The organism is Bacillus sp. NH11B (assembly GCF_001884205.1).
GTDB classification, from domain to species: domain Bacteria; phylum Bacillota; class Bacilli; order Bacillales; family Bacillaceae_G; genus Bacillus_A; species Bacillus_A proteolyticus.
On record NZ_MAOG01000020.1, the window covers coordinates 134,843 to 150,146 of the forward strand.

General features: G+C 36.4%; 12 protein-coding genes. 2 read left to right on the plus strand and 10 right to left on the minus strand.

The genetic code is table 11. The features are described 5' to 3' along the window. The first annotated feature begins 142 nt into the window (after positions 1-142). Positions 143-436, plus strand: coding sequence for a hypothetical protein (locus tag BAU27_RS06000; RefSeq protein WP_071770362.1), 294 nt, complete (start codon positions 143-145; stop codon positions 434-436). Positions 437-514: 78 nt separating this feature from the next. Here BAU27_RS06000 and BAU27_RS06005 read toward each other — a convergent pair whose 3' ends face one another. From BAU27_RS06005 to BAU27_RS06025, 5 genes are all read right to left on the minus strand, one after another. Continuing rightward, positions 515-2,881, minus strand: coding sequence for a DUF6359 domain-containing protein (locus tag BAU27_RS06005; RefSeq protein ID WP_071770363.1), 2,367 nt, complete (start codon positions 2,879-2,881; stop codon positions 515-517). Positions 2,882-3,099: 218 nt separating this feature from the next. Further along, a complete protein-coding gene (hemY, locus tag BAU27_RS06010) occupies positions 3,100-4,521 on the minus strand; it encodes a protoporphyrinogen oxidase (RefSeq protein WP_071770364.1) in 1,422 nt (473 codons plus the stop codon). Positions 4,522-4,540: 19 nt separating this feature from the next. Beyond that, entirely contained in the window at positions 4,541-5,476 is a 936-nt protein-coding gene (hemH, locus tag BAU27_RS06015; protein ID WP_071770365.1) for a ferrochelatase, read from the minus strand. A 14-nt stretch (positions 5,477-5,490) separates the two neighbouring features. Beyond that, positions 5,491-6,537, minus strand: coding sequence for a uroporphyrinogen decarboxylase (gene hemE / locus BAU27_RS06020; RefSeq protein WP_071770366.1), 1,047 nt, complete (start codon positions 6,535-6,537; stop codon positions 5,491-5,493). A 189-nt stretch (positions 6,538-6,726) separates the two neighbouring features. Then, a complete protein-coding gene (locus tag BAU27_RS06025; RefSeq protein ID WP_071744553.1) occupies positions 6,727-8,844 on the minus strand; it encodes a transglycosylase domain-containing protein in 2,118 nt (705 codons plus the stop codon). Between the two features lie 127 nt (positions 8,845-8,971). On the opposite strand from BAU27_RS06025, the gene hmoB reads away from it, so the two are divergent. Further along, positions 8,972-9,469, plus strand: coding sequence for a heme-degrading monooxygenase HmoB (gene hmoB / locus BAU27_RS06030; RefSeq protein ID WP_071744552.1), 498 nt, complete (start codon positions 8,972-8,974; stop codon positions 9,467-9,469). A 100-nt stretch (positions 9,470-9,569) separates the two neighbouring features. Here hmoB and BAU27_RS06035 read toward each other — a convergent pair whose 3' ends face one another. The 5 genes from BAU27_RS06035 to BAU27_RS06055 form a co-directional block, all read right to left on the minus strand. Beyond that, complete coding sequence (locus BAU27_RS06035) at positions 9,570-10,988, minus strand: PH domain-containing protein (RefSeq protein WP_071770367.1); 1,419 nt, start codon at positions 10,986-10,988, stop codon at positions 9,570-9,572. Further along, complete coding sequence (locus BAU27_RS06040; RefSeq protein WP_071770368.1) at positions 10,981-11,457, minus strand: PH domain-containing protein; 477 nt, start codon at positions 11,455-11,457, stop codon at positions 10,981-10,983. The genes BAU27_RS06035 and BAU27_RS06040 overlap by 8 nt, the downstream gene beginning before the upstream one ends. Before the next feature lie 75 nt (positions 11,458-11,532). Continuing rightward, positions 11,533-11,829, minus strand: a complete 297-nt coding sequence (locus BAU27_RS06045) for a protoporphyrinogen oxidase (protein WP_071770369.1) — start codon at positions 11,827-11,829, stop codon at positions 11,533-11,535. A 249-nt stretch (positions 11,830-12,078) separates the two neighbouring features. Then, a complete protein-coding gene (locus BAU27_RS06050; protein ID WP_071770370.1) occupies positions 12,079-13,122 on the minus strand; it encodes a hypothetical protein in 1,044 nt (347 codons plus the stop codon). Between the two features lie 1,140 nt (positions 13,123-14,262). Continuing rightward, the coding region (locus tag BAU27_RS06055; RefSeq protein WP_071770371.1) for a Cna B-type domain-containing protein at positions 14,263-15,304 on the minus strand (1,042 nt) is incomplete at its 5' end.

A 15,304-nucleotide genomic window follows, 5' to 3' on the forward strand; every position in this document is an offset into this window, starting at 1 on the left:
CTCACTGCTAAAGCCATAGAAAATCAACAATTTAAATCAAGTTAAAAATTTACAATATTGTAAAAATATTATTTTCTAATTATGATTTGCATATGGATAAACATAAATAGTCCACATTACCTCGGAAAGGGGCGTTTTGATCATGCAACCTAAAATTCATACTTGGAAAAGTTATATGTTTTTAACCTTTAGCCTATTCAGTACTATTTTAATGTTTTCACTTGTTCCTGTCTTAGATCGATTTGGTCCAAATACAGTTACTCCTATGACGTATGCAATATTATGCGGAACCATTTTATCTATAATAATGGCTATCATTTCATTTAGTAGTCCTTCTGAAAAGAAAGTATTACCTATTATAGCTTTAGTGGTCACTCTTTTGAATATTTTACTTATTAGCTCCATTCTCTTATTTGGCTACCTTTTTACTAAATAAGAATATAACATTAGCGATTGGAGATATTTCATTATGCAACCTAAAAAGAACGCTTAGATACCTAAGCGTTCCCCTAGTTTAAGAAGCCTTCTTCAAATCAATTTGAGCAAGTACTGGATCGTGGTCACTTACACGCCCATGTTCTTTCATAACGTTTGAGTTTAAGTGTACTGGGTCTACAATTGTGTGCGGTGCGATGTTATTTGTTACTAAAATATGATCTAACACTTGTGCGTTACCTTCATGAATGTACGTGTAGCGATTCTCTTTCGGCACTGTGTTTAACATATCTTTTAATATCGTTCCTTGCAGTGCTTCTAGTGGTTTAGAGAACTCGAAATCGTTCATATCACCTAATACAACAACTGGTGCATTCGTATTCTTTTTCTGAATACCTTGTACGACTTGATTCACTTCTTGTGCTAATTGAACTCGTTTTTCTTCACTCTTTAATACGAGCGGCTGCACTTTTCCAAATGGTGTTGCATCTCCTAGTTTTGAGTTTAAGTGATTTGCGATGACAACAACGTTTTGTCCTTGGAACGTAAATTCTGCCGCTAACGGTTTACGTGTACTTTCAAATAAAGGATTTTCGTCCCCTATACGAACAACATTTTTATCTAGTAACTTCGGTACTGTCGCTAATTTCACACGTGATGGGTTATAGAAGAAACCGACGCGAATATTCGCTCCTGGTGCTCCTCCATCTTGATTGTTATTCGGCGCAATTTCTACATACTCATACTTCGGTCCGCGAATTTCTAGAACTGCATCAATAATACGTTTTGCGCTTAATGAAGCATCTGTCGTACCGTCATTTATTGATCCATTATTATCTTGCATTTCCTCTACACCGATAATATCTGGCATTTTCAAGTTATATTTAATAGAATAAGCTAACGCTTTCACTTTTTCGTCCGTTGTTTCTTTTTTGTTCGCTGAGAAGTTTTCAATGTTATATGTAGCAACTGTTAACTTATCAAGACGCGGCTGAATATTTGCCCCTACTTGCTTAAATCCGCCTTCCACTACAGATGGTAATTCCGTTACTGGCGAAATGCGGAACGAACCGTAGTCATATCCTACTACTCCTGTTATATCTCCAGTGAACGTATCTCCTACTTTCGCGACATAATCACGAGGTACTTTTACAGAAAGACGCTCTGGATTTAATTGCTCTTTATCTAATAAAGGTGTACCATACTTCGTTACTACTTTATCTCCGCCATTTTTTACTGTTACATATAAATTACCGTTTTTCTGTGGAGCGATAATTTTTGGCGTTGGCATCGTAACGCGCATACCTTCTACACTTTCATAAAAATCGATTGCATCTTCATTTGGATCAAATAAACCGAATGCATCATTATCGATAATTTGATCAGGGATTTTTACACCGTTTTCTCCTAATACAATCGGTGCTGGTAAAGGTTGATCTTTTGCGATTACAGCAACGCGACTCGCCTTAATTTCTGTCGTCGTTAAGTCTGTTTCAAATCGCTCTGCATATCCAGGTCCAACATATTCTTCTACTTCTCCATCAACTTGTACAAGATCTCCTACTACTACATTCGCATCTTTTTTGTATACGTACATACCTTCAGAAGTAGCTGGATCATTATCTGGCTGATTATCTTCTACATAAAAACCATTTTTATCAAGCGCTGTTACAACGCCTTCCACATTGTACACTTTCTTCCCTTTGTAAGGAGAAATATGTGATTTCCCTTGAATATCATGAATACGAACTGGTTCATTGTTTACGATAATAAATGAAAATGTTGAAATCGCCGAAGAAGTAAACCCTTCTTTCTCTGCGATTGCTTTCACTACACTATTTTCATTCACTACAATTTGTCCGTTATAACGAACACTTTTATTTGTAGGATTAGAACCATCTAACGTATAGTAGATTGTTGCCCCTTCTGTATTCGTTGTTAATGTTACCGCTGTTCCTTTAGCAACTTCCCCGCCACCAGGCGAAGCTACTACATCGCTAACACGGTTCTGTCCTTCCCCTTGAAACTTATGAGCCGTTACTGATTTTAAGCCTGGGCTACTAAAATATAATTCAAGCGTCCCTGTTAGCTGAACTTTCTTTCCGATATTTTCAGGGTGATCTTTCACGTTTACAGCCGATCTCACATCGCCTTTTGGCAACTGAACAGGCATGATTTTGTCTGGATTCGTTTCGTTTGGCGAATCGGCAATTGCCACATTTGTGTCGTCAAACTTAGCCGGATCCTTCGTGTATTTAGAAGGACTTTGCGTATATCCAACGATATATCCTTCCACTATCCCCTTCGTTTTCCCTTGCTGCTTGAATACTTGAATTGCTTTTTCTACCGACATAGAAGTATTTTCTTCCGCCTGCGCTAAAGTTCCAGCAAATGAAAACAATAGTATGAATGATAAAAAGACACTTAACAGTTTCTTCACAGTCATTTTCCTCTCCCTAATTCATATTTTCTCAGCATGTCTATCATATCAAATGATTCGTTATATAGAACTATATTTCGACAAGTTTTACACAAAATTTATTTAATTTACAAGTTTTCAAACTATAATACAAAATAACTTATACAGGTTTATTAACTAACAGCTATTTTATTCAATAAACAAACCGCCTTCAATCTAATTGAAGGCGGTTTGTTTGAAATATTTTAATTTGCGACTAATTCAGTCTCCATTACTTTCTCTAAATGAATTAGCACACACTTCGCAGCTCTCTCACCTTGTTCAATACAGTCCGGAAGACCAGAACCAGCGTAAGAACTACCTGCCAAATACACACCTGGCAACTCACTTTCCATAAATGTTGTGAGCTTCTTCATTCGTTCTTTATGACCTACTGTATATTGAGGCATCGCTTCTTTCCAGCGGCTTACAATTGTAAACTCTGGATCCTCTGTAATATCCATTGTCTTTTGTAAGTCCTCTAAGACGAGCTGTACAATTTCCTCATCGGTTTGTTCTACAACCGCTTCATCACCAGGTCGTCCGACGTAACAACGAAGAAGCGTTTTTCCTTTTGGCGTTGTATGTGGCCATTTTTTATGTGTCCACGTACACGCCGTAATCGTGTAATCACTATTTCTTGATACGACAAATCCGGTACCATCAATATCGCGCTGAATGGCAGACTTCGGGAAAGCAAGTGCCACATTCGCAACTGATGTAGATGGAATGTTACGGAAGAAACGAAACTGCTTGTACTGCGCAAACATAGATGGTAACACTTTATGCGGAGCTGCGACTACAATCGCATCTGCTTCTAGTTCTTTTCCGTTACTAAGAGTAATCGTATAGCCATCACCAAGTTTTGCAACTTTCTCAATACGCGTTCCTTTTATTACCATATCATTAGGAATCTTCACTTCAAGAGATTCTACTAGAGATTCTAAACCTGTTTTCACAGTTTTAAAGATTCCTTTTTTCACTTCAGCCTTCTCTTCTTTCGGAGCGAGCGTACGCATACCGAGTGAAATACTACGGTGCTCCTGTTCGATTTGATAAATTTGAGGGAATGTTGACATTAAACTCATTTCATCAATATCCCCTGCATAAATACCAGATAATAATGGCTCAATTAAATTTTCAACGACTTCATTCCCGAGGCGATGTCTGAAAAACTGCCCGAGTGATTGGTCAGAAACTGGTTTTGACCTTGGCATTAATAAGTCAAAACCAGCTCTTAATTTACCAATTGGGGAGAACAATCCGGAAAATAGAAACGGCGTAATTTGCGTTGGAATTCCCATCATTGATCCGCTCGGCATTTTATGTAACCGATTATTTACAAGGATAAATGATTGACCTGCCTTATTATTTACAAGTTCATCGCCAAGTCCTAATTCTTTCACTAATTTAGCTGCACTCTCTTTTCTTGCTAAGAAAGAATCAGGGCCACGTTCAATTGTAAATCCATCTTTTTGAACGGTTTGAATTTTCCCGCCAAGTTTACCAGACGCTTCTATAAGCAATGCATCTATCGGCAAGTTTTTTTCACGAATTTCTTTTTGTAAGTTATACATTGTTGTTAATCCTGTGATGCCACCGCCGATGATCACAACTTTTTTCCTCAAGTAAGCTCCCCCTTTCTACTTACATTACAGATTCTTTTTTCTTTAATACAACATCAGCTAAACAGTCAATGAATGCGTCCGATGCATTTGGCATTTCTGGACGATAGTATTTCGCGCCAATTTCATCTGTTACAACTTTACACTCAAAGTCGTTGTCATATAAAACTTCTAAATGTTCCGCAACAAATCCAACTGGTGCATATACGAATGAACTATAGCCGTACTTTTCATGTAGTTCTCTCGTTAAATCTTGTACATCTGGACCAATCCAAGGATCTGGCGTGTTTCCTGCACTTTGCCAACCAACTGCGTAGTTTGCTACTTCAGCGCCTCTTGCGATATAGTCAGCTGTTTCATTTAGTTGATCTGGATATGGATCGCCTAGTGCGATGATTTTTTCTGGTAAGCTATGTGCTGATACGATTAACACAGCTTTTTCACGTTCTGCTTCTGACATACCGTTATATATACCTTTCACTGCATCGACCCAATACTGAATAAATTCCGGTTCTTTATACCAGCTATCGATGCCGTGAATTGTTAAGTTTCCAAGTTTTTCTGCTTCTTCTTGCGCTCGTCCTACATACGACTTCACACTAAAAGTAGAATAATGAGGGGCAAGAACGAGTGCAATTGCATCTTCTATTCCATCTTTATGCATAGCTTGTACTGCATCTTCAATGAACGGTTCGATATGTTTTAAGCCAAGATACATGTGATACTCTACTTCATCCTGCACTTCATTTAGACGCTGTTCTAGCTTCCTAGCTTGCTCTAATGTAATAGTAGCTAAAGGAGAAATACCACCAATTGCACGGTAACGCTCTGTTAAATCTTCTAGCATTTCAGGACTTGGCTTTCTTCCTCTGCGAATATGTGTATAGTAACGTTCAATATCTTCTTCTTTATATGGCGTTCCGTATGCCATTACAAGCAAACCAATTTTCTTTTTCATACAGCAATGCTCCTTTACTTCGCTAACTGTTCTTTAGAGTACTCATGAATAAATGTAGTTAATCGTTTTAATGTATCTGGATTTACTTCTGGGAATACACCGTGACCTAAGTTAAAGATATAACCTGGCTCTTTCATTCCTTGATCTAAAATACCTTTTACATGTTCTTCAATAACAGACCATGGTGCTAGTAAGAACGAAGGATCCATATTTCCTTGTACCGCCTTATGAACGCCACGTGCGCGTGCTTCTTCAATCGGTAAGCGCCAATCTAAACCGACTACATCAAGAGGTAAGTCGTGCCATTCATTCACTAAATGTGCAGCGCCTACGCCGTGCATAATCATTGGTACACCCATCGTGCGAACTTCTGCAAAAATACGCTCCATTGCTGGTTTAATAAATACGCGGTAATCTGCTACATTTACTGTTCCAACCCAAGAATCGAAAATTTGAACTGCTTTTGCTCCTGCGTTAATTTGCGCTTTTAAATATGTAATAACCATATCTGCAAGCTTATCCATTAATGCGAACCAAGCTTTCGGCTCTGCATACATGAACGCTTTCGTATTATGGTAGTTACGAGAAGGACCGCCTTCAATCATATAGCTCGCTAACGTAAATGGAGCTCCTGAAAAACCGATTAACGGTACATCTAACATTTCTGTCGTTAATAAACGAATTGTATCTAGTATGTAAGGTACGTCATCTTCTGGATTGATTTCCCCTAATTTTTCTACATCTTGTAAAGAACGGATTGGATTATCAATTACTGGGCCAATACCAGATTTAATTTCCACATCAACACCAATTGCAGGTAGTGGTGACATAATATCTTTATAAAGAATTGCTGCGTCTACGTTATATTGATCAACTGGCAACTTTGTAACATAAGCGCATAATTCTGGATTATGTGTAATTTCAAATAAAGAATATTTCTCTTTTATCTTTCTATATTCCGGCTGCGAACGACCTGCTTGACGCATATACCATGCTGGTACATACTCTGTACGTTCCCCCCTACATGCTTTTAAAAATGTCTCATTTATAGTTCTTACCAAGACCCTTGCTCCCTTCCCTACCAATGCTTTTGCTTTAAATACGTTCTATTCCGATATTTATCTTTTTTTACTATACAGCTTGTAAAAACAAAATGCATAACATTATGTACGTTGTTCATGAAATTGACACAAATGTTCGTAAAACCGCTTACTATTTTCACAACATTCTTATTATAGCACAGAGAAAAACTACGGTTTAGCTACTTTTGACTTTTCTCCTTCACGGTTCGTTTGTGTGTTAAATGGCACAACGTAAAAACTCGGTTTTGAGAATATGTTAATAAACTTTTCCTCATATTTCTCAGCTCCTTTTACCGTCCCAACGTGAGTATGAATTCCTTTTTCAACTTTATAAATCCGGTACATAATTCGCTCATCAGGAAGCGGCGTCCAGCTTAGTTTCATCGCAAATAAACCGAAAGGACTAAATACTAGTTTTGCTTCCACGTTTTGAATCTTATCTAAACGAATTGGCAGTCCAATTGTTTCGACACCTTTTGGCCTATGAAAACTCGCTTTATCTTGTATGTTTGCTTTCGTTAAAATCTTTTTAAACAACATCGTTGCAGATGCATTTCCATCTTGTAATTGATGCTCTTTATCAGTACGATCATAGCCAATCCAAACTGCCCCTACTAAATTCGGTGTATATCCAACAAACCACATATCGCGCGCACCATGGTCATCATTCGGCAATGAAGTTGTTCCAGTCTTTCCAGCCAAAGCTCCATTATATACACCAGCTTTCGCCGTACCTTCTTTCACAACTCCTTCCAGCATCTTTGTCATGTACCATGCCGTTTGCTTTGAAAAGACTTTCGTTTCAGCTTTTGATGATTCTCCAATAACTGCACCGTGTCTATTTAATACTTTATCAATAACGTGTGGTTCAATAATATTCCCGTTCGCTAAAAAAGAGCGGTACATTTTAACAAGATCAAATGGAGAAACACCATTTTTAAGCCCGCCAAGTGCCGTGCTTAAACCTGAGTCCGCAATATGAATATTTCCTTTCTCTAAATATTGCTTTCCCTCATCTACCCCTAATTCATTTAATAAAGAGACAGCTGGCACATTTGCTGATTCTAATACCGCATCGTACATCGTCATCTCTTTCGTATACTCATGATTATAATTTCGAGGTTCATAGCCTTCAAACGAATTTTTTTCATTCGTTAATAAAGAATATGGATTATATTTTTTCGTCTCAAGTGCAGGTCCATATACGATAAGCGGCTTTAAAACAGAACCAGGCTGCCTTTTAGCAAAAACACGATTAAGCCCTCTTGGAACATACTCTCTTCCGCCAATTGCTGCTTTAATTCCGCCAGTTTGGTTATCCATTAATAAAAATGCACCTTGCGCACCGTTTTCTTTACCAGGGAAATTTCTCGCATCTTGAAACTGGTTATATGCTACCTTTTGAATTTTTTCATCCATCGGTACGACAAACGTATACCCTCCGCGAAGCACTTCTTGATGAGACAAACCGTATAAACGTGCTGCTTCATCTATAACCATATCAATATACGGCATATATGCCAGTTCACGTTCATCTGAATTTTTATAAAGAGCGATTGTTTTCCCTTGATAACGAACACTATCTTCCGCTGTTAAATAGCCTTGTTTATGCATAAGTGACAAAACAAGATCACGGCGTTCCTTACTCTTCTCAGGGGATAAGTACGGTGAATAGCCATTTGGCGCTTTCGGAAGCCCTGCAAGCATAGCCCCCTCTTCTACTGTTAAATCTTCTACATTTTTATTAAAATACAACTTTGCTGCCGCTTGAATTCCATATGCCCCGTGGCCAAAATAAATATGGTTCATATACATTTCAAGAATTTGCTGCTTCGTATATTTTTGCTCTAATTGAAGAGAGATTGCGACTTCTTTCAATTTGCGCGTAAATGTTTTTTCACGAGTTAAAAAGACATTTTTAGCTAATTGCTGTGTAATCGTACTACCGCCTTCTACCTTCTCTCCAGCTAACGTATCTTTATAAAGCGCCCGAAATATAGAAGGATAATCAATTCCTTGATGCTCATAAAAACGAGAATCTTCCACCGCAATAAATGCTTGCTGCACATACTTTGGAATTTCTTCGATCGGCACGAGCTCTCTATTTTCTACATATAATTTCGTAATTTCTTTTCCTTTCTGGTCAACGATACGTGATGAAGAGTGGAAAACAAGCTGCTTTTCATCCATCATATAGCCACCAGCTAACACAATAAGTTTATAAAGTACAATTGCTACTACAAACGTTGCTAACCCGCCCAATAAAGTCCACTTTGCTTTCTTCATACATCGGCCTTCTTTCCAAATGATGGTACATTTATTATTTGAAAAAGAAGTATCTTTATGTATATAATCTTCGAAGTTTTTTAAGAGAATTGATATAATAGAGACAAACCATAAAGGGGGCATTAAAATGAAGGCTATTATTTCATACGAAACACCTCTAGAACAAGCACATTTCACTGCAAAAAATAACGAAAAAGATATGTTTTATAAAGAAAATACTGAAGAATCTGTAGAATCCGCACTTCAGTATGACGTATTAGACGCTGTTGGAGAATTTAAAGGACAACCTGGCTACATCGTTTGTAACAACATTTCTGTAACAGACGAAGGTCGTCCTGTATTTGAAAATCGCTTTAAAAACCGCGCAGGCCTTATCGAAAACGAACCTGGTTTCCAAGCAATCCGCGTTCTTCGCCCATTAAGTAACGATACATATGTCATTTTAACGATGTGGGAAACTGAGCAAAACTTTAAGGACTGGACAGAATCACGTTCATTCGAAAACGCTCATAAAAAACGTCCTGCACAAGCAGAGGGACAAGCTCCGGCGCATCCACATGCAGAACAGCAAAAAAGTATTTTCTCTCGTCCGTCATTTGTGACTACTTTTGATGTTTTAGTTTAATTAAAAAGTAGTACAACACCGGCAGTGCATGAAATTATATTAGCGATTTTTCGAATATATCGACTTATCGACAAATCACGACACAAAAAAGGAAACACCATTATACACCGGTGTTTCCTTTTTCTTTGTACCAATTATATATACGGAGCGCATCTTCTTTTCGCATATGCTTCACTTTATATCTATTCCCCGCTACCGATACAACAGCTGTACATAGCTCGTCTTTCTTTTGAAAATACGATTGATTGTATCCTACTGCTTGAACATGCCTTCTCCGCATGATTCCTGTATATTTTGCAAGGCCACGGTACACCATTACTAACTGATTTTCTCGTATCATATAACCACTACTTGTATACCTAGCATATGCAAGTAACGTAAATACGATAAATAGTGGTATCAGAGTGAACAACGCGATATTTTGTTTAAAATATATACTCGCACCGATGATCGGCAGTGCAAGCACGGCACTTGTAATCCAGCCCATTATTATGTAACGGCGCAATGCAGCCTTCGGTAAATGAATGATTTCCTCTTCCATTTCATACGGCAACTGTAAATATGTAAGTAACTGCTGTACATCTCTCTTCTTCATAAAAGGATGTAGCATCACTTCATTCCCTGCTGCTTCTATACTTTGAATGACTTCTACTTCGACAGAGCAATAACCGAAAGGCTGACGAAGCATTCCTTCTTTCACAGTAATCGCTTGAATGCGGTGCAATTTTAACACAAACTCTTTCTTATCAAACAATCCTTGCACGATACGAACTTCATTTCCGTTTCGCTCAATTTTAAAGTTCGCATACTTTAACGCATAGCCAGCTGTTGAAATAACCCACGAAATTGCCATTAAAATCGCAGCCATAACGATTAATTCATATACACCGTTATCCATCACATACGCTTCTACTTTATTAATGAGCCACTTTGGAAGAAATTGATTAAACTCTGTGTAAATAAGAAGTAATCCAGAAAACACTAATCCGAATCTACCAGACGTAATGGAAGCTACTAAAATCTCTTTCATCGTTAACTGATAAATCGTCTTACTTTCTTCTGCCATGGGTACTTCTTCACTCGTAGCGCTTCTTTTTTTATTTAATAAGGCAATCAGTTCCTTCGCTTCATCTTCTTTAATACCAGCTAACATCACTTCCGGCTCACTACCGCCGCCCGCTACTTCTATATTTAATTTTGTAAGTCCAAGCATTTGATAAATGATATTAGAAGATGTACTAATGTTTTGTACACGGTCTTTATTTAAATAACTTTCCTTCTTTACAAAGACACCGTGCTTTATATGTACAATATTATTTTCAACCCAGTACACTTTGAAATACCATTTTACAGCCGAAAAAATAGCCATAATAAATAATACAAACAAAAGCACAAGATGCAATGCATACCAAGGTTTTACTTCACCATCTGATCGAAATAAAACAAGAAAAATAAAAGGCAACAAAGTCGCAATTCGAATACCTAATAAAATCGTAATCGGATGTTGCCTCTTATACATCCTCATCACTCACTTTCGCAAGCTCTCCAATTTGTCTTTTCAACTGCTCTGCTTCTTCTTTCGTTAAACCTGGAATACTATGAGAAGTTGCCGCTGTTGAAATATGTAATTCTGCTAAATTATACTTTCTCATAATTGGTCCTTGCTCAATCGTTACGTGCTGCACGCGAATCATCGGAATAAGTACGCGTTTTATAACGAACATTCCCTTTTGAATCTCAATCTCTTCTTCATTTAATCTGTAACTATAATAACGTTGACGTAAATTTGGAAATACAAAATAGTCGAGTGGTATGTATATAACTGCTCCTGTCACTAACAATCCAAACAACCAGCCCCACCAGTTAAAGTTAATCATAAAAAAGAAATACGCAATTACGACTGCTAATATAACCACTGCCCCAATGAAAGCGTGAATTCTCCACACTTTCAGCATATTAGAATGAATCTCCCTTTCTAACGGCTGCATCTCATCACTCCAATTATATGAATTTATTAATTATATATTAGTTGCTATATACATTTTTGTAAAATTATAGTTTTTTTACATCACATCAATCGTTTCTTTAAAATTCCCTTCATTAATCGAATACACTTGAAACTGAATATAATCTATTTCATTCGTATTAGGACGGGCATATGGCAAAATGTTAAAATTAGAAGCTGATCTTCCTAACATATCCGTAACCATAAGAGCAACATCTATATACTCAAAATCTATACGAAATGCTACTGCTTCTCCCGTAAATTCATAATCTTTAATTGCGTCATAAGACTTATTCGCACTAATTAACATCACTTTTAGTAGTTGGTTTAAATTTTCTGGTTTGAAATTAATCATTTATACAACTCCTTTTTCAATAAAACACTATGAAAACAGTGTAATCTTTTGCTTTCATAGCTTCACACATTCATTATATTAAAAATAAAGCTAGTTTTTTATATATTTTTTGATATAATTACTTACGGGAAACGGGAAGAATTTTGTCTTCCCTTGTGTTTTTATTTGCATCTAGTACTTTTGCTAGATGCCTTTTTTTATGCTAAAAAAGGTACCCTCAAATAGTTTGAGGATACCTTTTCCATCAATTTAGTGCAGTTCAATAATTGTACCATCTTCGAATACTTTGAATACTCCAGTAAATCCTGATCCAGCTGCGCCTTCTATTTTATATGTCGTACGCACTCTAATTTTATAATATTTCTTTCCATTTTCTACTTGCGTATCTTCTAGCGTATAATCATATTCTTCTTTATATTCATTTTTGATATATTCTTTAGCTTTCTCAAAAGTAAACGCATCTTGATTCTTTCCTGTCTCTACCTTTTTATTATTTTCTGTCGTTACGTTTTGAGTCTTATCTGCCTCTACTTTTTTATTATTTTCTGTCGTTACGTTTTGAGTCTTGTCTGCTTCTACTTTTTTATTATTTTCTGTTGCTACTTTTTGAGTCTTGTCTGCTTCTACCTTTTTATTATTCTCTGTTGCTACTTTTTGAGTCTTGTCTGCTTCTACCTTTTTATTATTCTCTGTCGCTACCTTTTGAGTCGGTGCTGTATTCGTTTTTTCTGTTTTCGTTGCTACCGCTACATTCTTTGCATTTTTTTCTTCTTCACCAATTTTCGTGATTAATCCTGCGGCTTTTTTATTATATTCTTCAAGGCTCTTGTTATCTTTTGTTTCTGAAACTAGCTTCGTTAATAACTCTTTCGCTTCTGAATAATTTTTCTTGCCGATTAACTCTTCGCTTTTCACCAGTTGTTCACTATATTTCTTTTTTGTTTCTAAAATAGCTAGTAACGCTGTTCGTTCTTCCTTTGCTTGTTTTACAAGCGTAGTATTTCCATTCTTCATGTTCTCTACTTTTTCAAATGACTTGATTGATTCTTCTACCTTTGTTTCTTCTTTTAACTTCACTGCTTCAATCATTACTTTCGTTTGTTCTACAAGCACTTTTACATCTGAATCATCTTTTTTCTCATCTAGTGCTTTTTCAAATGATGACAAGGCTGTTTTATATTCTTTATTCGTTAACGCGGTCTTCCCTTCATCCATTGCTTTGTCAAAATTCCCATTACTACACCCAGCTAGCATTAAAAACATAAGTCCAATTACCGTTAATAACTTCTTCATTTTCTCTCCCCCTATATTTCCCTAAAATAATAACGTCATATGTATAAAAGTCTGTGTAGTAATTAGACCGAAAGTAAATATGTACTACATTGTGTGTGGGAAAGGAAGTACATTTCATTTACTATCATTACTTAAAACTCCTAAATAGTTGGTATTCTTCTTTTTTAAGACAGAAAGGAATTTTAATAATATGCACAAAGCTCTCACTCAGGCTCTTTACTACACACACTCTTATACACATAGAAAAATCATTTTTCGTTTATAGCTTGCTATTTCTTCAACTTTATATATTCTCAGTTGGTTTGAAATACAATCCATAATCCGTAATCCGTAACATACCGAAAGACAAAAGAAAACAAAACGTAATATAAGTTACGATTTGTAACTCTTCTGTAACACAAATGTAACATAAGGTTTTTGAATATACAATAGTTTTTTTACATTATTTTCCCCTATCTACATTTTCAGGCGACAATAAGATTCCAATCTTTAGTGTAAATAAAGGTTCTTCATAAAAGCGTGTAGGGGATCCGGCCCCATTGACATCAAGTTGACAAATAAAAAGTATCCAAGAATGAGACATTTTACATCTCTAAGTGCAAATATACAAAGTTATTATTTTTTGGGTGTTATAAAATTCTTAAGTTGATGGATATGGGGTTACACCCATATACCAATCGCACATCTTTTTAGAGTAATACTATCAGTATCTACAAGTTTGATAGACCATTTTCATATACTTCAAAGTTTTTGCACCAGAACCAAAATGAGACCAAATTTAAATCCGCCATACAAATGACCATGCAGTCATCCAAAACTTAATGGAACATGGCATTGATCTTAAATTAAATGAGATACCACACTCTAAGCTTATGATCCAATGGATAATAGGCTTGTTTTATTATCGTTTTAGAGCCGCTTATCTTCTATGAAAGCTGACCATATTATTGGGTTGCAGATTGATTCCACCTTGAAACTGTTCTCTTTTTTCTATAAAAAAACCCTTCAGGTTGTATTCTTCCCTTCTCTTTATCGTGAAGTGTTTTTGAATACTTACCTAAAGGGCGTAATATCAATAGTAAACTTTTAATTTGTCTGCTACTCAGATTACAGTGTAATCAATAATCTAAATCTTTTTTATTATTTTATTCGCTGACGAGCGAGTAGAATTCCACCTAAAAGGAATAATACAATACCTCCAAGAATTGAACTCATTTCTGCTGATGTTCCTCCTGTGTTAGGAAGTAATGTTGGCTTATCATTTTCTGTAGTAGGTGGAACTTTTGAATCGCTATTTTTGTCTGGATTTGTGCTTGGATCTTTCGGATCTGTACTTGGATCTTTTGGATCTGTACTTGGATCTACATTTGGTTCGTCCTTGATTTTTGTATTTGTGATGTCATAACCATTTACTTCGGATTTGTATCCAGCTACTGGCTGTTCTTTCACTTCATACTTGTACGCTACTCCGTTTGCATCGTATGCTTGCAGGTTTTCAAACGTGTACTTCCAATTTGTTGCCACGCTTACTTCTTTCGTGTCAATTACTTGACCGTTTTGTAGTAAGTCTACTTTGATTGTGCTTGGACGATCTATTGCGTTGTTATCATCCCAGACTTTCTTACCACTGATTTCTGTTGTTTCTGTATTTTTGTAAGTATTCGTAATCGTTGTTCCTTCTACTTTTATTTCATATCCATTTACTTTTACTTCACTTACTGTGTACGTGTACGCATTTCCTTGTTCATCGTACTTTGGTAAATCTTTAAAACTGAAAGTCCAGTTGCCTTCTTTATCAGCTTTCACTTCTTTTGTTTGGAACTCTGTTCCATTTTGAAGTAATTGAACCTTAATACTTTCTGGACGTGTGTTGAACTTGTTGTTGTAATCTTCCCAGACTTTCTTACCACTCAGTTCTGTTGTTTCTGTATTTTTGTAAGTATTCGTAATCGTTGTTCCTTCTACTTTTGTTTCGTAGCCATCAACTTTTACTTCACTTACTGTGTACGTGTATTCATTTCCTTGTTCATCGTACTTTGGTAAATCTTTAAAACTGAAAGTCCAGTTGCCTTCTTTATCAGCTTTCACTTCTTTTGTTTGGAACTCTGTTCCATTTTGAAGTAATTGAACTGTGATGCTTTCTGGACGTGTGTTGAACTTGTTGTTGTAGTCTTCCCAGACT